14 protein-coding genes, 1 tRNA gene and 1 pseudogene are annotated in these 22,367 nt (G+C 63.3%); 14 read left to right on the forward strand and 2 right to left on the reverse strand.

Features of this window, described 5'->3' with window-relative positions; all coding sequences use genetic code 11:
• The first annotated feature begins 125 nt into the window (after positions 1-125).
• Together GGQ74_RS06055 and GGQ74_RS06060 are read left to right on the forward strand one after the other, a co-directional pair.
• Complete coding sequence (locus GGQ74_RS06055) at positions 126-893, forward strand: ABC transporter permease (protein WP_167940602.1); 768 nt, start codon at positions 126-128, stop codon at positions 891-893.
• Positions 890-1,609: an ATP-binding cassette domain-containing protein gene (locus GGQ74_RS06060; RefSeq protein WP_209280075.1), complete on the forward strand. Its 720-nt coding sequence runs from the start codon at positions 890-892 to the stop codon at positions 1,607-1,609. The genes GGQ74_RS06055 and GGQ74_RS06060 overlap by 4 nt, the downstream gene beginning before the upstream one ends.
• Before the next feature lie 209 nt (positions 1,610-1,818).
• Here GGQ74_RS06060 and GGQ74_RS06065 read toward each other — a convergent pair whose 3' ends face one another.
• Together GGQ74_RS06065 and GGQ74_RS06070 are read right to left on the reverse strand one after the other, a co-directional pair.
• The gene (locus tag GGQ74_RS06065; protein ID WP_425338084.1) at positions 1,819-3,006 is read right to left on the reverse strand and encodes a glycosyltransferase family protein; all 1,188 of its coding nucleotides are present in this window, start codon (positions 3,004-3,006) and stop codon (positions 1,819-1,821) included.
• Between the two features lie 884 nt (positions 3,007-3,890).
• Positions 3,891-4,760 (reverse strand): sulfotransferase domain-containing protein, encoded by an 870-nt coding sequence (locus tag GGQ74_RS06070; protein WP_167940605.1) that lies wholly within the window; start codon positions 4,758-4,760, stop codon positions 3,891-3,893.
• Between the two features lie 204 nt (positions 4,761-4,964).
• On the opposite strand from GGQ74_RS06070, the gene GGQ74_RS06075 reads away from it, so the two are divergent.
• From GGQ74_RS06075 to lysA, 12 genes and pseudogenes are all read left to right on the forward strand, one after another.
• Positions 4,965-5,039: transfer RNA gene (locus tag GGQ74_RS06075), tRNA-Gly, on the forward strand.
• Positions 5,040-5,243: 204 nt separating this feature from the next.
• Positions 5,244-6,644 (forward strand): SGNH/GDSL hydrolase family protein, encoded by a 1,401-nt coding sequence (locus GGQ74_RS06080; protein WP_167940606.1) that lies wholly within the window; start codon positions 5,244-5,246, stop codon positions 6,642-6,644.
• Between the two features lie 47 nt (positions 6,645-6,691).
• Complete coding sequence (hrpB, locus tag GGQ74_RS06085; protein WP_167940607.1) at positions 6,692-9,145, forward strand: ATP-dependent helicase HrpB; 2,454 nt, start codon at positions 6,692-6,694, stop codon at positions 9,143-9,145.
• 225 nt (positions 9,146-9,370) lie between these two features.
• Positions 9,371-11,040 (forward strand): annotated as a pseudogene (locus GGQ74_RS06090) (FmdE family protein).
• Between the two features lie 85 nt (positions 11,041-11,125).
• Positions 11,126-13,699, forward strand: coding sequence for an ATP-binding protein (locus GGQ74_RS06095; protein WP_167940608.1), 2,574 nt, complete (start codon positions 11,126-11,128; stop codon positions 13,697-13,699).
• 33 nt (positions 13,700-13,732) lie between these two features.
• A complete protein-coding gene (locus GGQ74_RS06100; RefSeq protein ID WP_167940609.1) occupies positions 13,733-15,181 on the forward strand; it encodes a sigma-54-dependent transcriptional regulator in 1,449 nt (482 codons plus the stop codon).
• A 19-nt stretch (positions 15,182-15,200) separates the two neighbouring features.
• Positions 15,201-17,585: a DMSO/selenate family reductase complex A subunit gene (locus GGQ74_RS06105; RefSeq protein ID WP_167940610.1), complete on the forward strand. Its 2,385-nt coding sequence runs from the start codon at positions 15,201-15,203 to the stop codon at positions 17,583-17,585.
• A 10-nt stretch (positions 17,586-17,595) separates the two neighbouring features.
• Entirely contained in the window at positions 17,596-18,240 is a 645-nt protein-coding gene (locus tag GGQ74_RS06110; protein WP_167940611.1) for a DMSO/selenate family reductase complex B subunit, read from the forward strand.
• Positions 18,237-18,899 (forward strand): TorD/DmsD family molecular chaperone, encoded by a 663-nt coding sequence (locus GGQ74_RS06115; RefSeq protein WP_167940612.1) that lies wholly within the window; start codon positions 18,237-18,239, stop codon positions 18,897-18,899. Before GGQ74_RS06110 ends, GGQ74_RS06115 begins: the two co-directional genes overlap by 4 nt.
• A gap of 306 nt (positions 18,900-19,205) precedes the next feature.
• Positions 19,206-20,207 (forward strand): HD-GYP domain-containing protein, encoded by a 1,002-nt coding sequence (locus GGQ74_RS06120; RefSeq protein ID WP_167940613.1) that lies wholly within the window; start codon positions 19,206-19,208, stop codon positions 20,205-20,207.
• A gap of 151 nt (positions 20,208-20,358) precedes the next feature.
• The gene (locus tag GGQ74_RS06125; protein ID WP_167940614.1) at positions 20,359-21,063 is read left to right on the forward strand and encodes a TrmB family transcriptional regulator; all 705 of its coding nucleotides are present in this window, start codon (positions 20,359-20,361) and stop codon (positions 21,061-21,063) included.
• Complete coding sequence (gene lysA, locus GGQ74_RS06130; RefSeq protein ID WP_167940615.1) at positions 21,060-22,331, forward strand: diaminopimelate decarboxylase; 1,272 nt, start codon at positions 21,060-21,062, stop codon at positions 22,329-22,331. Before GGQ74_RS06125 ends, lysA begins: the two co-directional genes overlap by 4 nt.
• Positions 22,332-22,367 lie beyond the last annotated feature (36 nt).

Below are 22,367 nucleotides of genomic sequence, written 5' to 3' on the forward strand. Positions count from 1 at the left end.
GATGCGCGATAAATATCGTCTTTCGCCACAAATCTGAACATGAAGTTGAGTAATACATCCCCGCGAAGCGGACGCATCGCCACCGAACTACTCAATCTCTAGCACATGATAAATCTGATTACAGGATGACGACGAATAATTTCATCAGCCTCGCGTTCTACAAGGTTGGCGCGAATCTTCGGGCGGAAGTGACCCGCTACTACATGAACTACCTGTGGTGGGTTTTGGAGCCTTTGTTCAGCATGGGCATCTATTATGTCGTGTTTGGAATATTCATGCATAGAGGGACGCCTAACTTCATCTGGTTCCTGCTCGTTGGACTGACTTCGTGGCTATGGTTCGCCAAGGCCGTGGGGCATTGCTCGGCAAGCATATTCAATGCGCGAAGTCTATTGATGCAAATCCAACTGACAAAGACATTCTTTCCCCTCGTGACCTGTATCCAGGACACGGTCAAACAGCTCTTCGTGCTGACGCTTCTGCTGCCGGGGCTTGCGATTGTCGGCGGAAGCGTGACCTGGTGCTGGTCAGCACTTCCTCTTCTCCTCATCATCCAGTTCCTGCTGATCCTTGGCTGTGGATTTCTGGCCGCAGCCATTGTTCCCTTTTTCCCCGATCTCAAGTTTATCATCGGTACGGGTCTGCAGCTTCTTTTCTTTGCCACGGGTGTCTTCTACGACATCGAAAAGTTTGTCTTGCCCCAGCACCGGCCGATTCTCTATCTGAACCCCATGGCTGGACTCATAAAAAACTACCGGACAGTGCTGCTTGATGGCGCATGGCCGGACTGGGAGTATCTGGGCTGTGTGCTTCTGGCTTCCATCGTCCTCATCGCGGTGGCCACGGCCATGATTCGCAGGCTGGACCATGTATATCCGAGGATTTGCCAGTGAGCATTCAAGACCCCAACACGCTTGTCGCCTTCGATCACGTGGGCTACCGCTTTCGCATCAGGCAGGGGCTGTTTCGCTCGAAGAGCTACCCCGCCCTGCGTGACGTGAGCTTCGATGTGCGACGCGGCGAGACGCTGGCTCTTGTCGGGCGCAACGGCGCAGGAAAGTCCACGCTCCTGCGTCTTATCTGCGGAATATACAGACCCGATACGGGCACGATATCCAGCAGGCCAGGACTGTGCATCTCGCTTTTGAGTCTTTCCGCTGGGTTCGACAACGAACTGTCCGGGCGGATCAACGCCGTGCTAAATGGCATGCTTCTGGGATTCAGCCGTCAGGAAATGGAGTCTCGCCTCGATGACATCATCGCATTTTCCGAACTCGAAGATGCCATCGACGACCCTTTGAAGACCTATTCTTCAGGCATGCGGGCACGGCTGGGGTTTGCGGTGGGGCTGGAACTGTCGCCGGACATCCTGCTCGTTGACGAAGTCCTTGGCGTCGGAGACATCAATTTCCGCAAGAAAGCCGTTACGGCCATGAAGGCCAAAATGGCCTCGCAGCAGACCGTGGTGTTTGTCTCGCATGACATGTCCACCGTCAGCACGCTGTGCGACCGTGCGGTGTGGATCGAGGAAGGGGTTACGAGGAACATCGGCCCCGCGAAGGATATCGTGGAGGAATACACTGCACACATGAACGGCAGGCAGCGCTGACCGCGTCTGCCTGCCGTTTCGAATTTTTATCCACCCAACCGTCACATGTTTGCGGCGGTTACCAGGCACCACGCCTTTATCTGCAAAACGCCTTGTCCCGTGAGCTCTGTCGGATTCTCATCGGTTCACTGGCGTGAATCGCAAGAGATCGAGAATCTCTTTCTCTACGACAAACCCCAATCAACTTACAGGCTGATTGGGGTTTGTCGTCACAAGGACTGGAGGGAAGGGGTTGTCTCATGCGCGCGAGGCTCCGCGCGCTTTTCGATTTCATCCATGAGCTGGCTGCACATGTGCGACCAATCAGCCTGCCGAGCGTATTCCTTTTCAATGGCATGGCTCTGTTTTTCCAGCTCGACGAGTTTCAACATCTCCACGCATTCGTTGGGAGTTGAAAAAAGTTTTGCAGGGCTTTTCATTCTTTCAACCTCCGGCCAGCGAGCGCAAACGACAGGCAAACCGCTAGCCATGTATTCCAATAGCTTGAGTGGACGAACTCCGGATAAGCGTTCCTTGGCCCGATGAATATCAAACGGGATGAAACCGATATCGGCCTGATGCAGGATGGCGGGCAAATCCGCGTGCGGAACGGAACCATGAAAGATCACGTTGTCCGGGAAGCCGTCAGGACTAAATCCTTCACTTTGCGGACCAAAGAATTCAAAGGAATATTGTGGAAGCGCTGCTGCAACGTATTTTACCAATCCCACGTCAATTCTGTCGTCCAGCGTACCGGAGTAGGCCACAACCGGCCTGTTCCTCTTCGCAAATGAAGAGTCAGGAGCCCCCACCTGCCGAAAAAACTCGTAATCCACACCGTTGGGAACCAGAAAGGACTCCTGTGCGCCAAGCTCCTTCACATAGGCTTCAAGCCCCCGCGCCGAATACACGGTCAGGTCGCACTTTTCGGAAACCTCCCGGGCCAGTTGCTTGGCGTTCGATGCCCACCCCGGAAACTGGTCGTGTCGATCCATCACCCTCATCACGGAGGTGCGGTACTGCACCTTGTCGAGCAGCCAGCCCAGGAAGATGTTGTCAATATAGACCACATCGAAAGGCTGCGCCTTGAGTACTGTCGAAATGGAATGCGCAATCACAAAACGGGACCAATTGCGAAGCACAGCCATTTTATTCAGCGGAAAGACTCCACACGGTGCAAAAAGAGCGAGCGGAATGCTTTCAGTCAATCGCCCATTAAGATGAGTGACGCCCTCTCTGGCGATACGATACCGTGTCTTCAAATCCTGTGTCTGTCGCTCCAACAAATGCAGCGGGGTCAAAGGTGCGGATAGATAATGCACCTCATTCCCTTCTCGACAAAAATTCCGCGCAATATGCTGACTCCCAACCTGCCTATCGGATCCAAAATGGTGAGTGCAGCACATGAGTATTTTCATAATGACTGGACCTTCAAATTGACATCGAACTATAGAAAAGCTTTGCCGCTCCAGTAACCGACAGAGCTATACACATCAATGTCAAACAAGTCAAAGAAGCAAACCAATGCAGGCTGACAGCGTTTCACGAAACCATTCGGCGCGTCGAATGTACAACCGGCTTTTTACCTATTCATAACAGGGGCAAAAGCATCCTACACTGCGCTGCGCAGCCGTGGTCGGAAAGATGCGGCTCTGTTCGTCGGGTTGCGGGTCCGAGGTTGGCGAGATCAAGGACGGCGGCCGCGCAGAGGTGCGTGCCCGCCGGTGTGGTGATCGCCGGAATCCACAATCATCTCCACATATGCGGCTTCAGATTTGTCCAACGACAACGTCTGATCTTTGCGATGTCAATTGCTATACATAGGCAATATGTATTCAAAATATTATACGGCAACCTCTAAAACACGTTATACGTTCAGACCGACGCTTGGCTTTCTTTTCACCCTTGCCGTGATTGTTGTCCTCCCAAGCCCAGACTTCTAGATGATGCACAATCCGTATCAATTTATTCTGATTGGCTTATACAAGGACGACAAGAATGTCCAAGACAAAGATACAGACGCGAACTTAAAAACAGACAACAATGATTCAAACAATTTCACAATCATAAATCACAAAATTTTCGCAAAAACGATTAGCAAAGCCCCTCATTCCCGCCAATATTGTCTTTACAGTCATCAGATACACTGGATTCTTGTGGATAGATTCCTTCAATCCAAATATCGTATGTGTTATTCACTTGCTTTGGATTTTGATATGTATTCGTGTTTACGATATAGATTGAAACGATGGCAAAAAAAGACAAATCATTCCCCACCACGTGGCATAACAAGCTGGTGCGCCTAGAGTAGCGCCATCCACAAGGCGTACTTCTCCTCAAGGTACCCCCGGAACGGTTGAGCCCGCTCCGAAATCGCCTTCTTCACCGTAGCCGGAGTGATATAGTGCGGAATATGGCCATCCTGGCCACCTATTGCACTACTCGTTTCGCTGACAACGAACGCCTTTTCCCTGCGGCTCTGTTCATACATCCAATCAAGCCGCTCACGACTCACCGGCAAACCAAACGCCTCAAGACAATGCCGCACCTTCTCTCTATCGCCCACCAAGTCGGCAAAAGAAAGAGAAACGACCTGCGCATCGCTGTACAGCGGCAACTTCTTCCATGAGAAATAATGCTCCGGCCACGAACCATAACCGTACAGGCTACTCGTCGGGCTCAGGTTGAATGCGGAAAAATATCTGAAGTAGTTCATAAAATGCGCATCAAGTAGCTTTTCATCATGACATACCGAATAGTATTCCGACGCGATGAAATCGGACACGGCGACCTCAAAGGGATTTCTGAACAGATGGATGGCTCCGAAGGTCCGGTCCACGAACTGCGCCATGGCATTGCACATGAAGTGGGATTTAATAAACACGACGCGCGTTCCCTGAATTTCCGCCTCGGGCAGGGCCTGTACATGCTCCAAGGTAAAGCGCGCATGCAAATCCAGAGTCGCGGTTCTATAATCAGCCATATCCGTCGCCCTCGGATTGAGCGCAAAATACAGCAAGGCGCGGAGCATTCCGTTGCCGGAGCGAGGATACGATGCAAGCCATACGATCTTCGCGCCCTTCTCCTCAAGCGCGCGCTCCAGAACATTGACCCTTTCACGGAATTCCTCCGCCTGTAAGAACGGCGGCTGGACAAACTCATTCACTTTCATGACGACCCCTTGAAATAACATTGACTCCCGAAACTTCTCAATTGAGCACAGTGCCTTTCAAGGCTTATGAATTCCACACAATCCTGTCCACAGGAAACCTCCCCCCCCGCCGCTTCGCCCCCTCCCGTCCGCATTTCGTTTTTTTTCAAATTTTCACTTGCCAAGCCCGGCCGAATTCTCTAATTACCGCCTTCGCCGGCGCGAGCGGGAGTAACTCAGTGGTAGAGTGCAACCTTGCCAAGGTTGAAGTCGCGGGTTCAAATCCCGTCTCCCGCTCCAAAATGGAGCATCATGAAGGGCTGTGAACAAATGTTCACGGCCCTTCTTCTTTGCCCCAGAACGTCCTTCCGCAAACGACGTGCCCGTCATCCCGCCCATCCCCCTCGACGCACCGCGCAATCTGTGCTTTCATGGAAACTTGCGATCAACGCGCCATGGCTGGTCCATCTCCGCCTCCCCAAACAGACCGCACGGAGCCGATGCATGTCCCGCATTCTTCTGGCCGCGCTATCCACCTATGTCCTGTGCGCCCTCACGCTGGCGCACCTGCTCGACCGCCCCGGCGACGGCACTCCGCCCTCGCTGACATGGACGCTGGCGCTCCTTTTTGTCGCATCCATCGCCGCGCAAATCGCGAGTAAGCCCCGGCGCGATGCCCTCGCTCTCGTCGCCTGTTCCACGTTCGTGTGCCTTCTCGCCGCAGAAGCCGCCCTGCACGCGCTGATGCCATCCCGCCTGCCAATTCCCGAGGACTGCGCCTCCTGCGACCGACGTTCCAAATACGAAGTCGTCCGCGATCTGCGCAACGACGGCATCGACGCGTTCCCCACCATCCACTCGGTGCACTGGCTCGGCGTGGAGCAAACACGCGCCGCATGGCCGGAACCGCTGCTGCCACTGGCAGGAATCGCGCGCAGGCCCACGGTCTACTGCAACGAAACCGGCCAGTGGCTCGTCTACGACAGCGACGAATACGGCTTCAACAACCCAGTCGGCACCCTTACGGCTCCCGTGGACATTCTCGTCGTCGGCGATTCCTTCGCCCATGGCGCATGCGTTCCCGTGGACCAAAACATCGCGGCCCAACTTCGCGCGCTGGGCCAACGCGCGGCGAGCATCGGCTACGGCGGAACAGGTCCGCTCACGGAGCTTGCCACCCTGCGCGAATACGCTGCGCCGCTCCGGCCCGGCATCATCCTGTGGCTGTACTACGAGGGCAACGACCTCACGAATCTCAAGCGCGAGATGCAATCACCGCAACTCATCAACTATCTCCAGCCGGACTACTCGCAGGGCCTGTCCCACCAGCAGGACAAGGTGGACGCCATCATCCGCCGCCACGTGGACGCCGAATTACGCGCAGCCGAAATCGCCGCCCGCGTAAACGCCCTGCCGCTCGACCTGCTCGCCCTACGCGAACTGCGCACGCGCCTCGGCATCCTCGCGCGCACAGCCGGTCTCATGGAACGCGGCTCCGGAACGCGCTGGCAGGGCAAACCCATCTCTCCAGCCATTCTTGAGGATATGCTGTCGCGCATCCTCACCCTTGCCGATACCGAGACGAAAGAATGGGGCGGGCGGCTGATCTTCGTCTATCTCCCGGCCTTCCAGCGCATCGCCACGCCTCAGGCGGCGCATCACGAACTCAAACGCCACATCGCCGATGCGGCGGCGCGCAGAGCGAACGTCCCATTTCTCGACGCTGTGCAACTCTTCGCGACGCATCCCGATCCGCTTTCGCTCTTCGCCAACAGGGTCAACGCGCACTACAGCCCGGAGGGATACGCGCTACTCGCCCGCGCCGCCCTCGCCTTCACGCAAGACACAAACGGCGAAATTCCCGCCCGACAGGCCGACGCAGCGTCCGACGTCCCCACGCCGTGACCAGTCCCCTTGCCCCACGCGCCCAAATGCGATACCCGCAATCCGCAATGCCCACACTCCAGCATCTCCCCATCGACGACATTCTGCCTGACCTGCGCGCCTGCTTGGCAAGCGGACAATGCGCCGTGCTGCACGCCCCGCCAGGAGCGGGCAAGACCACCCGCGTTCCGCTGGCCCTGCGCCACGAGCCGTGGCTCTACGGCAAACGCATCGTCATGCTCGAACCGCGCAGGCTGGCCGCGCGTTCGGCTGCGCGGTTCATGGCCCGTCAGCTCGGGGAACGCATCGGCGAGACCGTGGGCTACCGCATGCGCATGGACACGCGCATCGGTCCCGGCACGCGCATCGAGGTCGTCACCGAGGGCGTTTTGACGCGCATGCTTCAGGCGGACCCGGAGTTGACGGGCATCGGCTGCATCATCTTCGACGAATTTCACGAACGCAGCCTGCACGCGGACCTCGGCCTCGCGCTGGCCATCGAATGCCGCGACGCCCTGCGCGACGACCTACGGCTGGTGGTCATGTCCGCAACGCTCGACAGCGCCCCCGTGGCCGCCCTACTTGGCGGCTGCCCCATCCTGACCTCGCAGGGCCGCAGCTTCCCGGTGGAAACGGTCTTCCTGCCGCCCGTCCGAAAAGACGCGGACGTGGCGGAGCACGTCGCGCTGGCCGTACGTCGCGCGCTGGCAGAAGAGGACGGTAGCATCCTCGCCTTCCTGCCGGGGGCCGCCGAAATCCGCCGCACGGGCATGCTCCTGTCCGACATTCCCGCCGAGGTGGCGAGCGTGCATCAGCTTTACGGCACTCTCGCCCAGTCCGCACAGGACGCGGCCATCGCCCCCGCAGCGCCGGGCACGCGCAAGGTCGTGCTCGCCAGCGCCATCGCGGAGACGAGCCTGACCATTGAGGGTATCCGAGTGGTCGTGGACGGCGGACTGGCCCGCGTTCCGCGCTTCGACCCCGGCAGCGGCATGACGCGCCTGACCACGGAACGCGTTTCGCGCGCATCGGCGGACCAGCGCCGCGGACGCGCGGGCCGACTGGGACCGGGCGTGTGCTACCGCCTGTGGAGTGCTGGCGAAGACAGCCTGCTCAAGGCCTTTCCCGCCCCCGAGATACAGGAGGCGGACCTCGCCCCGCTGGCCCTCGAACTGGCGCTATGGGGCGTGACGGACCCGGCCGCAATGGCATGGCTCGACACCCCGCCCGCCGGCAACATGGGGCAAGCCCGCGACCTGTTGCGTAGCCTCGGCGCACTCGACACCGCAGACGCGGTGACGCCGCGTGGTCGGGCCATGGCCGCCCTCCCGCTGCACCCCCGCCTGTCGCACATGGTGCTCACCGCACGGCAAATCGGGCACGGCCGCACGGCCTGCATGATGGCCGCGCTACTCACCGAGCGCGACGCCACCCCCGGCGGAGCGGACCTGCGCCGTCGCATGGGCAACGCCGTAGCCGCAGCCAGAACACCCGCCAACGCTCCCCAGTGGCGCACCATCCTCGAATCCGCCGCGAGAATCGCGCGCATGACGGGCGTCAATCCGCGTGAACGCATCGACGCCGAAGCCTCGGGCATGGTGCTGGGCCTCGCCTATCCGGACCGGATTGCCCAGCGCACGGGTGCCGGAACCTTCCGCCTGTCCTGCGGCCGCGCCGCGTGGCTGCCCGAGGACGATCCCCTCGCCCACGAGGAATTTCTCTGCGTGGCCGATCTGGACGGCAACGCCTCGCGCGCCCGCATCTGGCGCGCCGCACCCGTACTGCGCGATGAACTGGAAAGCATCTTCGAGGGCGACATCGTGGACGACACCTTCGTGGTATGGGACGCACGCACCGAAGCCGTCAGCGCCCGCCGCCAGCGACAGCTGCGCAAACTCGTGCTGGCGGACGCCCCGCTTCAGAGCGCGGCCCTCGGCGACGTGTCCGCCGCAGTGGTCGAGGGCATCCGCTCCATCGGCCTGCACTGCCTGCCGTGGGACGACGCCACGCGCGACTGGCGCGCCCGCGTGAACTTCCTGCGCGGTCTCGACACTCCGGACGAAAGCCCGTGGCCCGACGTCTCGGACGCCGCCCTTCTTGCAGGGTTGGAGGATTGGCTCGCCCCATTCCTTACGGGCATCACCCGCCGCAGCCATTTCAAACGCATGGACCTCGCCGCCGCCCTGCGCTCCCTTCTGCCGTGGGACATGCAAAGACGCCTCGACCGCGAGGCTCCCGCCCACCTTACGCTGCCCTCGGGCTGGCGGGCGCGCATCGACTACGCGCCGGAAAGCGGCCCGGTGCTGCTGGTAAAGCTCCAGAAGATGTTCGGCGTGCTCGCCACCCCCACCATCGCGAACGGACGCTATGCGCTAACGGTGCACCTGCTGTCTCCGGCGGGCCGCCCGCTCCAAATCACGCGCGACCTCGAAGGCTTCTGGAAAAACGGCTACCGCGCCGTAAAGGCCGAGATGAAGGGCCGCTATCCCAAGCACCCCTGGCCGGACGATCCGCTCGCCTAGCTGACCGAACGCGACATTCCTCCATCATCACAAGCCATTCCGCACCGAGCGGAATTTTTTCTCCACGGCATTTGACAAAGTGTCCACTCTTTGCGGAAACTCACTCTTCCGCAAAGGAGCCGCGCAGCCGCAACGTTGCGAAACGCATGCACATTGCCATTCCCCATGCTGGCACGCTCCTTGAACACTCGTGCGCATTTCCACAATCTGCACAGGAGCACTCACATGTCCGTCACCGCATCGTCCGGAACCGCCGGATATCGCAATATCGGCCAGCACACCTTCGAGGAATTCATCGAGATGGCCCGCCTATTCCACAACTACCCCGCCCCCGGCCTGCTCATCGGCGGATACATGGTGGAAGAGGCCCGACGCCTCATGCCAGAGGGCACGCTGTACGAGGCCATCTCCGAGACCTCGTGGTGCCTGCCCGACGCCATCCAGATGCTCACCCCCTGCACCACCGGCAATGGCTGGATGCGCATCATGAATTTCGGCCTCTACGCCATGAGCCTGTACGACAAGTACACCGCGAGGGATTCCGCGTCCGCCTCGACGTGGACAAGATGCCCGAAGGCTCGGAGCTGCGCGTGTGGTTTCTCAAAGAGAAGCCTAAGCAGGAGCAGGATTCGGCACGCCTGCGCGAGGAGATCGGCACCCTCGGGCCGGACATCCTCAGCGTGGAGCCCATCCGCGTGCGCCGCGACATGCTCGTCAAGCGCTCGAAGGGCGGCATCGCCATCTGCCCCATGTGCCACGAGGCCTACCCCGCCGTGCACGGCCCCATGTGCCGCTCGTGCCGTGGCGAATCGCCCTACGTAAAGCATGACGAGGACTCCGCCTGTGTCGTATTCCCCGTGCCCGAGGCCGTGCATGCCGTGCCCGTAGACCACGCGCTGGGCGAGCAGGCCGTGCACGACATGACGCGCATCGTCCCCGGCGAGAGCAAGGGCGCGGCCTTCCGCAAGGGCCAGACCTTCGAGGCAGGCGACCTGTGCCGCCTCCAACAGATGGGCCGCAACAACGTCTACGTCACCGAAGCCGCCGTGGGCGAGGACTGGGTGCACGAGAACGACTGCGCCAAGGCCTTCGCCGCCGCGCTGGCGGGCGACGGCGTGATCCCCGGTGGCGAGCCGCACGAGGGCAAGGTGGGCCTCAAGGCCGACCGCGACGGTCTGCTGTGCGTGAACACCGACCGCCTCTACTCTTTCAACATGGCCCCCGGCGTCATGGCCGCCAGCCGCAGCGGCTGGACCATCGTCAACAAGGGTGCCGACATCGCCGGAACCCGCGCCATCCCGCTCTACCTCAAGCGCAATCTCTTCGAGCGCGCCATGGCCGCGCTGACCGACGGCCCGGTGTTCTCGGTACTGCCGCTTCGCGCCGCGCGGGCGGGCGTGCTCGTCACCGGCGACGAAGTCTTCAGCGGCAAGATCGAGGACCGCTTCGAGGGCATCATCCGCGCGAAGCTCACGGCCCTCGGCTCCAACGTGAACCGCTCGGCCATCGTCCCCGACGACAGGGAGCAGATTCGCGACCACGTGAAGCAGTTCATCGCCGACGGCTGCGACCTCATCATCACCACCGCAGGCCTGTCCGTGGACCCGGACGACGTAACGCGCCACGGCCTCGTGGACGCTGGCGCGACGGACCTCGTCTACGGCGCGCCCATCCTGCCCGGTGCCATGACGCTGGTGGGCCGCATCGGCGAGGCACAGTTGTTGGGCGTTCCGGCCTGCGCGCTGTTCTTCGCCCGCACCAGCCTCGACCTGCTGCTGCCGCGCCTTCTGGCGGGCCTGTCCATCACCCGCGAGGATCTCGCCCGCATGGGTGAGGGCGGCATGTGCCTCGGCTGCGCCAATTGCAGCTTCCCCAAGTGCCCCTTCGGCAAGTAGCATCCACCGACCATAATGCACGCGGTTCCCGCCCCGTCCGCACAGGACGGGGCGGACCGCGCGCATTCAGGAAAATTTCGTTCGCATGACCATCCGCCCCGTCCACGCCCTCATCCTGCTCGTCGCACTCGTCCTGTGCGCCTGCGACAGCCGCTCCGCGCAGGACCCGTTCACCCCCGAGGAACGCCGCTTCATCGCCGAGCACTCCGACGGCCTGACCGTGGGCGTAAGCCTGCACTACCCGCCCTACGAGACCTACCACCTCGACGGCGGATTCGAAGGCCTCGGCGCGGACTACCTCGCCCTCATCGGCCGCAAGGTGGGCCTGCGCTTCAATCCGGTACGCTTCCCCAACCGCGACGACCTGCTGCAAAGCGCCATGGCGGGCGGAGTGGACATCGTCACCGCCCTCGAAATGACCGACGACCGACAACGGCACCTCGACTTCACGCAGGCCTACGTCAGCGTCCCTGCGGCCATCATCACCCGCAAGGAATTCCGGGACGACCTTACCATCGACCGCCTCGCCGGGATGCGCATCGGCGTCACGGTCTCGCCGGACTTCATGGACTACCTGAAGAAGCGCATCCGCGAGGACTGCACGCTGGTGCCGACCACCGGCGGATATATCGGCGGGCTGCGCGCCCTCGCCGTGGGCGACATCGACGCCCTCATCTGCGACATGGCGTTGGCCTCGCACTACATCGCCAACGCCCGCATCAGCAATCTGCGCATCGCGGGGCTGACCAACTACTCCATCGACCTGCGCATGGCCTCGCGCAACGACATGCCGGAACTGAAGAACATCCTGCGCAAGGGCCTCGCGCTCATCCTCCCGCACGAGCGCAAGGCCATCGAGGAAAAGTGGCTGTCCCTGCAGTACGAGCCGTTCTGGATGAGCCGCACCTTCTGGTTCGCCGTGCTCGGCGCGGTGGGCGTGGTCCTCGGCGGGGTGATGCTCATCCTCACGTGGAACCGCAGCCTCAAGAAACAGGTCGCCCAGCGCACCGCCGCGCTCAGTTCCATCAACCGTGTTCTGCTCGGCTCGCTGGAATGTCGCACGGAGCGCGAGGTCATGCTCCATTGCCTCGACGAGGCGCGCGGCATCGCCAATAGCGACTATGCGGCGTGGGCACGGGTCAACGAGGACGGCACCATCACCGAACTTCTCGGCACCAGCGCCGGAGACGGCCCGGCATGGGATCAGAGTCTGCTCCCCTCCGCTCTGCTTGGGACAGGGCAACTCGGAGATTTGGCGGCCGGGCATGTCATTAAGGCCACAGGACGCGCCACAGACGGCGACGGGGCCAACCGCGCGGACCTGCACATCGTGGCCGTGCCGTTGCAGGGCGAGGGCGACAAGCGCCCGCACATCATCGCAGCGGCGCGCATGCGCTTTCCCCACACCCCCGGCGAGGTGATGCTGCTTTCGGAAATGCTCTTCGCCTTCGAGGAGGCCCTGCATCGCAAGCGCGCGGAAATTTCCCTGCACGACAAGGAACGCCAACTCCAGCGCGCCCAACGCATGGAGGCCATCGGCACGCTGGCGGGCGGCATAGCCCACGATTTCAACAACATCCTCGGCGTCATCATCGCCAACGGCGAACTCGTCGAGATGTTCCACTGCGACGGCGACGAGGCCCTGCAAGGCAAAATCAGCAACGTGCTGGCCGCGGCGGACCGGGGACGCGAACTAGTCAGCCAGATACTGACCTTCGCCCGCAAGGGCGGCGAGGAAACCGCCCTGCTGCGCGTCAGCCCCATCGTGAAGGAGACGGTGAAATTCCTCGAAGCCTCGCTTCCGGCGTCCATCGTCATCGAGCATTCCATCCGCACGCCGGAACCCCACGTGCTGGCGGAGCCGACACAGGTCCATCAGGTGCTCATGAACCTGTGCACCAACGCGGCCCACGCCATGCGCGGCGAAGGCGGCAGGCTGTCCATCGTCCTCGACACGGTGCGCATTGCCCCCGGAGACGACGCCACGAGCGCCGAGGGCCTCAAACCCGGCGCATACCTGTCCATCGCCGTTTCCGACACAGGCATGGGCATGTGTCCGGAGCTTGTGGAACGCATCTTCGAGCCGTTCTTCACCACCAAGGGCACCGGCGAGGGCACGGGACTCGGCCTGTCCGTGGTGGACGGCATCGTGAAGTCATGGGGCGGCACGGTGCGCGTGACCAGCGAACCCGGACGCGGCAGCCGCTTCACGGTGCTACTGCCCGCGCGCGAACCGGCAGCCGAAACAGAAGCGCAAGCCCAGACCACCGCGCCGCCCTGCGGCGGCACCGGCAGCATCCTCTTCGTGGATGACGAACGCGAACTCACGGACTCCTACCGCGACTTCCTCGACAGGCTCGGCTACCGGGTGCTGGCCGTCACCGACAGCCGCGAGGCGCTGACCATTTTCCGGCGCGACCCCTGCGCGGTGGACCTCGTCATCACGGACTACAACATGCCCGACCTGCGCGGAGACCGGCTGGCGCGAGAGATTCTCGCCCTGCGCCCCGACGTCCCGGTCATCCTGTGCACTGGCTTCAGCCACAGTTTCAGCGAGGCCGACGCCTCGACCATCGGCATCAGCGACTACCTGCGCAAGCCGATAAGCCTTCAGGATCTCGCGGTGACCGTGCGGCGCTACCTGCGCCCCACGGTGTAACGCGGTCCGCAGAACCTACGGAGCAACGCATTCATGGCGAAAGTACTCATCATCGACGACAACCAGCCCACCTGCGAGGCCCTTGCCGAACTGGTGCGCAACATCGGCCACGAAGGCAGCTACGCCCTCTCGCTCGCCGACGGTCTAAACCGCGCCCTCGGCGGTGATTTCGACGTGGTCTTTCTCGACGTGCGCATGCCCGATGGCAACGGGCTGGACATCCTGCCCCGGCTCAAGGCGCTCCCCATGCCACCCGAGGTCATCATCATGACCGGACTGGGCGACCCGGACGGCGCGGAACTGGCCATCAGAAACGGCGCGTGGGACTACCTCCAGAAGCCGCTGTCGCCCAAGAAGATTCTCCTGCCGCTCACCCGCGTGCTCAAGTATCGCGACAACCTGCGCGAACTGACCACCCCGCCGCCCATGAAGCGCTGCGGCATCGTCGGGCACAGCGCCGCCATCCGCGCCACCATGGACCGGCTGGCCGTTGCCGCTCGCGGCAACGCCAACGTTCTCATCACCGGCGAGACGGGCACCGGCAAGGAGCTGTTTGCCCGCGCCCTGCACGAAAACAGTGCCCGTGCGGACCGCCCCTTCGTGGTGGTGGACTGCGCGGCCATCCCAGCCAACCTGCTCGAAAGCACGCTCTTCGGCCACGTTCGCGGAGCCTTCACCGGTGCGGACGCGCCGCGCACGGGCCTTGTGAAGGAGGCCGACGGCGGCACGCTGTTCCTCGACGAGGTGGGCGAACTCTCGCCCGATCTCCAGAAAAAGTTCCTGCGCGTGCTTCAGGAAAAGCGCTTCCGCCCCGTGGGCGCACAGCACGAGCTGACCAGCGATTTCCGCCTCGTGGCCGCCACCAACCGCGACCTCGAAGACATGTCCCGCCGGGGCGAATTCCGCGAGGACCTGCTCTACCGGCTGTGCTCGGTGGCCATCCACCTGCCACCGCTTCGCGAACGCGCCGAGGACATCGACGAGCTGGCACAGGAGTTGGCCGCGCGCATCTCGCGCAAGAACGGCATCGCACCGAAGACCTTCGCCCCGGACTTCATCGACACGCTTCGCGCCTACGGCTGGCCCGGCAACATCCGCGAGCTGTCGAACACCCTTGAAAGCGCCATCGTGGGCGCGTATTTCGAGCCGGAGCTGTTCGCCACGCACCTGCCGGAGCGCATACGCATCTCGACGCTCAAGAGCGCCATCGCGGACGCATCCGCCGTGACGCCGAACGCCGCCGCCCCATGCCCAAACGAAACCGGAAACCGCGACGGCCTCGTGTACGGCTTCGACACGCGCCCCGAGCATTTCCCGGAGTACAAGGACTTCCGCAACGACGTGCTGGACGCCGCGGACAGGGAATACTTCACGCGGCTCATGGAAGCGGCGGACTGGAAGGTCAGCCGGGCCTGCGACCTCTCCGGCCTCGGCAAGAGCCGCCTCTACGTGCAGCTTCGAAAGTACGGAATAGACAGATAGAAACGCCACGGAACACGGAATGGACCGCCGCAAATTCCTGAAATGGAGCGCCGCGCTTGGCGGCATGACCGCCCTGACCGGTGGGGGGCTTCTCCACTGCGTCGGTTCGCGCACGGCACAACCGCCCCTTCGCGAGCGCGATGTCTGGACCTCGTGCAACGTGAACTGCGGCGGACGCTGCGCCCTGCGCGCCCACGTGGTGGATGGCGTGGTGCGCGCCATAGACTCCGAGGCCGACACCGCAGGCCACGCCGCCACGGCCTGCCTGCGCGGACGGGCCATGCGCCACCGGCTCTACGCGCCGGACCGCCTCAAGTACCCGATGCTGCGCGTCGGTGCGCGCGGGGAAGGAAAATTCCGCCGCGCTAGCTGGGACGAAGCCCTCGACCTCCTCGCCGCACGCCTGCGCGAGGCCATCGACACCTGGGGCAACGAATCCGTGTATCTGAACGTGGGCACGGGCAACTGGGGAGCCGTGCTCTCCAACTCCTGCTCGTCCGGCGCGCCGACCATCTCGCGGCTCATGAACTGCCTCGGCGGGCATCTGCGCTCCTACGGCACCTACAGCTACGCCATGCTCGAAGCGGCCCTGCCCTACACCTACGGCGGCGCTTGGGTCGATGGAAATCCCATCACGGACGTGGCCCACAGCGAACTGGCCGTGTTCTTCGGCAACAATCCCGCAACCACGCGCATGGGCGGACTGGGAGTAAGCCACGACCTCGCCCGCGCCCTGCGCCGCTCCGGCACGCGGCTCATCGTCATCGACCCCCGCCACTCCGACACGGCGGCCACCTTCGCCGACGAATGGATTCCCATCCGACCGGGCACGGACGCGGCGCTGGTCAGCGCCCTGGCCCATGTGCTCATCACCGAGAATCTCGTGGACCACGACTTCCTCGCCACCCACACCATCGGCTACGACGAGGATTCCATGCCGGACGGCGTGCCCGCCGGACAGTCCTACCGCTCCCACATCCTCGGTCTCGGGCCGGACCGCACGGCCAAGACGCCGGGCTGGGCCGAGGCCATCACCGGCATCCCGGCCGAGCGCATCGTGCGCCTCGCCCGCGAAATCGGCGCTGCCAAGCCCTGCTACATAGCGCAGGGCTGGTCCCTCCAGCGGCAGGCCAACGGCGAGCAGAACTGCCGCGCCGTGTGCATGCTGCCCATCCTCACCGGCAACGTGGGCATCCGCGGCGGCAACACCGGCGCGCGCGAAGGCTTCTTCACCATGCCCTTCGCGGGCTTCCCCACCCTCGACAATCCCGTGGCCGCGTCCATTCCCTGCTTCATGTGGACCGAAGCCGTCCGGCGCGGGCACGAGATGACCGCCACGACAGACGGCGTGCGCGGCGTGGACAAACTGCCGTCCGACATCCGATTCATATGGAATTTCGCAGGGAACTGCCTGATCAACCAGCACTCGGACGCCAACCGCACCGCGCGCATCCTCGTCGATGAAACGAAATGCCGCACCATCGTGGTCATCGACAACGTCATGACCGCCAGTGCGCGCTTCGCGGACATCCTGCTGCCCGGCGTGACCAATCTGGAAGAGGACGACTTCGCGCTGAGCGACTACGCCACGGACATCGGTTATGTCATCTTTGCCCGCAAGGCCGTGGAACCGCTGTTCGAGTCCCGCTCCATCTACGACATCTGCGCCGCCGTCGCCAAACGCCTCGGCGTGGGCGAAGCCTACACCGAGGGCCGCGACAGGGCGGGCTGGCTCGCCCATCTCTACGAGGAATCCCGCAGGCTTCTCCCGGGCCTGCCCGAACGCATGGACGACGCCTTCGACACTGGCATCTTCCGCATGCGCGATCCCGAGGCCCCGCGCGTTCCGTACGCGGCGTTCAGGCGCGATCCGGTGGCGAACCCGCTAGACACGCCATCCGGCCGCATCGAAATCTTCTCCAAGCGACTGTGGGACCTCGGAAAGACGTGGCAACTCGGTCCCGACGAGCGCATCCCCGGCCTGCCCGAATACGTCCCCGCATGGGAGGGCGTAGAGGACCCGCTGCGGCGCACCTATCCGCTCCAGCTCATCGGCCATCACCCCCGCCAGCGCACGCACTCCACCGGCGACAACGTGGACTGGCTGCGACGCATCGAGCGTCAGGAACTGTGGATGAACCCCGCAGACGCAGCCCTGCGCGGCATCGCGCAGGGCGACATGGTTCGCGTGTTCAACGCGCGCGGTGCGGTGCTCATACCGGCGAGGGTCACGCCGCGCATCGCGCCGGGCGTGCTCAGCCTGCCAGAGGGCGCATGGTACGCCCCCGCGCAGGACGGCGCGGACACCGGCGGCTGCATCAACGTGCTCACCACACAACGCCCCTCGCCGCTGGCCAAGGGCAATCCCCAGCACACCAACCTCGTTCAGGTCGAGAAGGCCTAGGAGACCGCAGATGCTCAAGCGCCCGGCCTTCCACGTGGACATGCAAGCCTGCACCGGTTGCCGGACCTGCGTCATGGCCTGCATCGACCGGAACGATCTGCCCGAGGGCATCCTCTACCGCCGTGTCGTCGAGTATTCCGGCGGTACCTGTAGCCGCAACGCGGACGGAACCTTTGCGCAGGACGTCTTCGCCTACCACCTGTCCATCGCCTGCAACCACTGCCAGAACCCCATCTGCGTCCGCTCCTGCCCCACGGGAGCCATGCGCAAGGACGAGCACGGCATCGTCAGCGTGGACGCGAAGCTCTGCGTGGGCTGCCGCTACTGCGAATGGGGCTGCCCCTACTGCGCCCCCCAGTTCGACGCCAAAGCGGGCCGCATGACCAAGTGCGACCTCTGCCGCGACCTGCTGGAGCAGGGCCAGCCCCCGGCCTGCGTTTCCGCGTGCCCCAACCGGGCGCTGCACTTCGGCGAATACGAGGACCTCGCGTCCATGTTCGGTGAATTCGAGGTGGTCGCTCCGCTGCCGGACAGAGCCATCACCCAGCCCAACCTGCTCGTGACCCCGGCCCGAAACGCCAGACCGTCCGGCTCGCGCAGCGGCTGCATCCGCGCGGCCGCGCACCCCGGCACACCACGGAACGACACCACATGACCACGCCCAGTACGGAAGCGCTGACCGGCTGTGCCCTCGCCCTCGCCTTTCTGGGGCGTAGCCTGTACTTCGAGCCGGACCACGACTTCCCGGCGGGACTCGACAACGGCCTGCTGTTCCGGGACTGGCCGCTGCCCGCAACCGATCCGGACACCCGCGAGGGCCTCGCCCTCATCGCGGCCTTCTTCGATGCCCACGGCACCGACGCGGCCCCCCTCGTGCGGACGGACTTCACGCAACTGTTCCTCGGCCCCGTGGCCCCCCTCGCGGCGTGGGAATCGGTGTGGACATCATCCGAGGGGCTGCTCTTCGACGAATCGACACAGGCCGTACGCGAAGCCTACGCGCACTACGGTCTCGAAACGCCAGACACGCGCCGCGAGCCGGACGACCATATCGGCCTCGAACTCGCGTTCCTCGCCCACGCGCTGCTTCTGGCTGCCTCCGCACAGGCCGACGGAAATGCCCGCGACGCGATGGAGCATATCGACGCGGCGCGCATCTTCCTCGCCAAGCACCCAGCCCGATGGGCGGCGTCTTTTCTCCATCGCATGGCCCAGCGTGCCGCCACGGACTACTACCGGGGCATCGCTCGCCTGTGCATCGGCACGCTGAACCACGTCTCGGACCTGCTCGACGCTGACTGGCACCACGCATGAAGGATTTCCACCCAAGCGCATAGGGAATGTTCCCATTCGATACAAACCGGCTTCCCGACCTCTCCCCCACTTAGCCCACAAATAGCAATCATCTCCTTGTAATCAAAAAACTTTTTTCGTAACAATCGCCCTAGGGCTCCCCCCTATACTTTTGGGATGGAACGACGTATACCTCAACGGTTTGCAGTGAACCTGATCGAAATCAAGATAACGATGAGGAACCGCCCACCGTTCGCGACGCTCCGGCCCAGCCGGAAATGACCCACGTCTTCCCGGCCGCGACGGAATGCGGAAACGGAAGACCACATGCCAACCAGCACGACTCTCAGACGTCCCGCGACGTCTTCCCGCAACGACAGCTACATCGCGGTCTCTCCGCTCATGATCTACCCCGGATGCATGGGACGCTTCAGCGTCTACCTCCGGCAGGCAGACGGCTACGTCCTCTATGCCTCCGGCGAGGAATGCTTCACGGAGCGCCACCGCCGCGCCCTGTACGATCACGGCGTCACGGAGGTCTTCATCCGCGCAAGCCAGGCCGGGCACTACCACGAATACGTCGAGCGCAACCTCGGCACGATTCTCATGAACGAGACCGTCCCGCTTCCGGAACGCGCCAAGCTCTTCCACGGCGTCTCGCTCGACATCGTGAAGGAAGCCTTCGAGACCCGCCTGCCCGACTCTGTCGCACGCAAGGAGAGCTTCAACAGGATCATCGATTTCGTGAATCAGGGCATCCAGTTCCTGACGCTGGAGAACTCCTTCAAGGCCGTGGCCCAACTTGTGGAACACGACTACAAGACCTACGCCCACTGCATGCACGTGTTCCTGTACTCGACCGCCATTCTCCAGAGTTACGGCTTCGACGAGGAACTGCTGGTCCAATGCGGGCTGGGGGCCATGCTCCACGACATCGGCAAGACCGTCATCCCCGAGAACATCCTCAACAAGCCCGGGGCGCTCTCCAGCGAGGAACGCACAATCGTCAACACCCATCCGGTACAGGGCATCGGCCTGTGCGCCCAACTGCCCCTTTCGCAGACGACCTACAACTGCATCCTCTTCCATCACGAGCGCATGGACGGTAGTGGCTACCCCGGCGGCATCCGTGGCTACGACATTCCCATCGAAGCCCGCGCCGTGGCCATCGCCGACGTCTACGACGCCCTGACCTCGGACCGCCCCTACGCCAAGGCCATGAATCCCTTCCAGGTGCTGCGCCTCATGCGCGACCAGATGTCCAACGAAATCGACCTTGAAATGTACAAGCGTTTCGTACAGATACTTTCCGGCGCAGACGTACTCTGATCCGCACCACACACCGATTTTCGAAGGCCGCACGCCGCTGGCGCGCGGCCTTTTTTTCACCACGCGCCATCCGGGGCGGCAACTCCGGCGTTGACGCCCCGCGCCTCCGGCTGTAGTAGTACCAAAAGGAACTACTACAGCCGGAGCAGCCATGGACCCCATCGACGCCCTCAAGAGTTTCGGATTCACGCGGCAGGAAGCCACCGTCTACCTGACGCTGCTCACCCACGGGGAGCAGAGCGGATACGAAGCCGCCAAGAACGCGGGCATTTCGCGTTCCAACGCCTACGCCGCGCTGGCGGGGCTGGCGGAAAAGGGCGCGGCCATGCAGGGCGGCGGGGAAACCCGCACCTACAGCGCCACCCCTGCGGCGGAGTTGGTGGGCAACCTGCGCCGCCAGTGCATGAAGACCCTCGATGCCCTCGAAAGCGCCCTGCCCGCCCGGCGCGAAACCGAAGCGCCCTACCTCGCCGTGACCGGAAGCGACAACGTGCGCGACAAGATCGTCAACGTGCTCGATGCGGCGACGAGGCGGGTCTACGTCTCCCTGCACGGGGACGATCTGGCGGGTCAGATCGCCGAGGCGCTTCGCCGCGCGGCGGACAGGGGGCTGAAGACCGTAATCCTGTGCGACGCCGACCCCGGCATCCCCGGTGCGGCCTTCCACCACACCCAGCGCATGCCCGGCCAGTTCAACATCATCGCCGACACCGAGGCCGTGCTCACCGGGAGCCTGCGTCCCGATGCCACGGCCCAATGCCTCTATTCCAGAAACTCCAACCTCGTGCGCCTGATGCGCGAGGCCTTCGTCAACGAGCTGGAACTTGTACGCCAGCGCGAGGAAACTTCCCGATGAGCCAGACCATCCAGATTCACGGCGGCCACACCACGCGCACCGCCTTCTTCGGTTCCGCAACCCCCTTCGAGCTGACCAGCCGCTACGGCAGCCCGCTCTACGTCTACAACGAAACGATCCTGCGCCAGCGTTGCCGCGAAATCGCGCACCTCGTGGACTACGAACGCTTCAGCGTGAACTTCTCCGCCAAGTCCAACAGCAACCCGGCGCTACTGCGCATCGTGCGCTCCGAGGGCCTCAAGGCCGACGCCATGAGCCCCGGCGAAATCTGCATGGACCTCGCGGCGGGCTTCACCCCGGACGACATCTTCTTCATCTCCAACAACGTCAGTGCGCAGGAATTCGAATTCGCGGCGGACAGGGGAGTTCGCGTATCCGTGGACTCGCTCTCGCAGCTCGAACTCTTCGGTAGCGTGAATCCGGGCGGGAGCGTGGCTGTGCGCCTCAACCCCGGCGTGGGCGCGGGACATCACAAGAAGGTCGTGACTGGCGGCAAGGAGACGAAATTCGGCATCGCGCCGGAGGACGCAGAAACCATCGCCGACATCTGCGCCCGGCACAGGCTGACGCTTCGCGGCATCAACCAGCACATCGGCTCGCTGTTCATGGAGGGGGACGCCTACCTCGCGGCGGCGGCACGGCTGTTGGAACTCGCCGAGGGATTCGGCGAACTGGACTTCATCGATTTCGGCGGCGGCTTCGGCGTGCCCTACCGCAAGCTCGACGGACAGGGACGCCTCGATCTGGCGGAACTCGGACGCGGGCTGACGGCGCTCATCCGCGACTGGACCACGCGCACCGGCCGCAAGCCGGAAATCATGGTCGAACCGGGGCGCTATATCTCCGCCGAATGCGGCGTGCTGCTCGGCACGGTGCATGCCGTGAAGGCCAACGGCCCCACGCACTTCGCCGGAACGGACCTCGGCTTCAACGTCCTCGCGCGGCCGATGCTTTACGATTCGCACCACGACATCGAGCTGCACCGCCTCGGCGGAGAACCGCTCGCGGAGCCGACCCCGGTCACCGTCGTCGGCAACATCTGCGAATCCGGCGACATCATCGCGCGCGACCGCATGCTCCCCGCCCCCCGCGAGAACGACATCCTCGCGGTGCTCGACGCAGGAGCCTACGGCCACGCCATGAGCTCCAACTACAATCTGCGACTGCGCCCGGCGGAAGTACTCGTCGCCGCCGACGGCTCGCACAGCCTCATCCGCCGCAGAGACAGCCTCGACGATCTGCTGGCCCCCTACCGCATGGCCGTATAATCCAAGAATTTCCCGCATCGACCAATGCGGGATGGT

Source organism: Desulfobaculum xiamenense (assembly GCF_011927665.1).
Classification (GTDB): Bacteria; Desulfobacterota; Desulfovibrionia; order Desulfovibrionales; family Desulfovibrionaceae; genus Desulfobaculum; species Desulfobaculum xiamenense.

Bases quoted from the DNA above. Each gene is read 5' to 3' on its own strand.
- GGQ74_RS06055 (WP_167940602.1), top strand. From the start codon at position 126: ATGACGACGAATAATTTCATCAGCCTCGCGTTCTACAAGGTTGGCGCG.
- GGQ74_RS06065 (WP_425338084.1), bottom strand. From the start codon at position 3,006: ATGAAAATACTCATGTGCTGCACTCACCATTTTGGATCCGATAGGCAG.
- GGQ74_RS06070 (WP_167940605.1), bottom strand. From the start codon at position 4,760: ATGAAAGTGAATGAGTTTGTCCAGCCGCCGTTCTTACAGGCGGAGGAA.
- GGQ74_RS06080 (WP_167940606.1), top strand. From the start codon at position 5,244: ATGTCCCGCATTCTTCTGGCCGCGCTATCCACCTATGTCCTGTGCGCC.
- hrpB (WP_167940607.1), top strand. From the start codon at position 6,692: ATGCCCACACTCCAGCATCTCCCCATCGACGACATTCTGCCTGACCTG.
- GGQ74_RS06095 (WP_167940608.1), top strand. From the start codon at position 11,126: ATGACCATCCGCCCCGTCCACGCCCTCATCCTGCTCGTCGCACTCGTC.
- GGQ74_RS06100 (WP_167940609.1), top strand. From the start codon at position 13,733: ATGGCGAAAGTACTCATCATCGACGACAACCAGCCCACCTGCGAGGCC.
- GGQ74_RS06105 (WP_167940610.1), top strand. From the start codon at position 15,201: ATGGACCGCCGCAAATTCCTGAAATGGAGCGCCGCGCTTGGCGGCATG.
- GGQ74_RS06110 (WP_167940611.1), top strand. From the start codon at position 17,596: ATGCTCAAGCGCCCGGCCTTCCACGTGGACATGCAAGCCTGCACCGGT.
- GGQ74_RS06115 (WP_167940612.1), top strand. From the start codon at position 18,237: ATGACCACGCCCAGTACGGAAGCGCTGACCGGCTGTGCCCTCGCCCTC.
- GGQ74_RS06120 (WP_167940613.1), top strand. From the start codon at position 19,206: ATGCCAACCAGCACGACTCTCAGACGTCCCGCGACGTCTTCCCGCAAC.
- GGQ74_RS06125 (WP_167940614.1), top strand. From the start codon at position 20,359: ATGGACCCCATCGACGCCCTCAAGAGTTTCGGATTCACGCGGCAGGAA.
- lysA (WP_167940615.1), top strand. From the start codon at position 21,060: ATGAGCCAGACCATCCAGATTCACGGCGGCCACACCACGCGCACCGCC.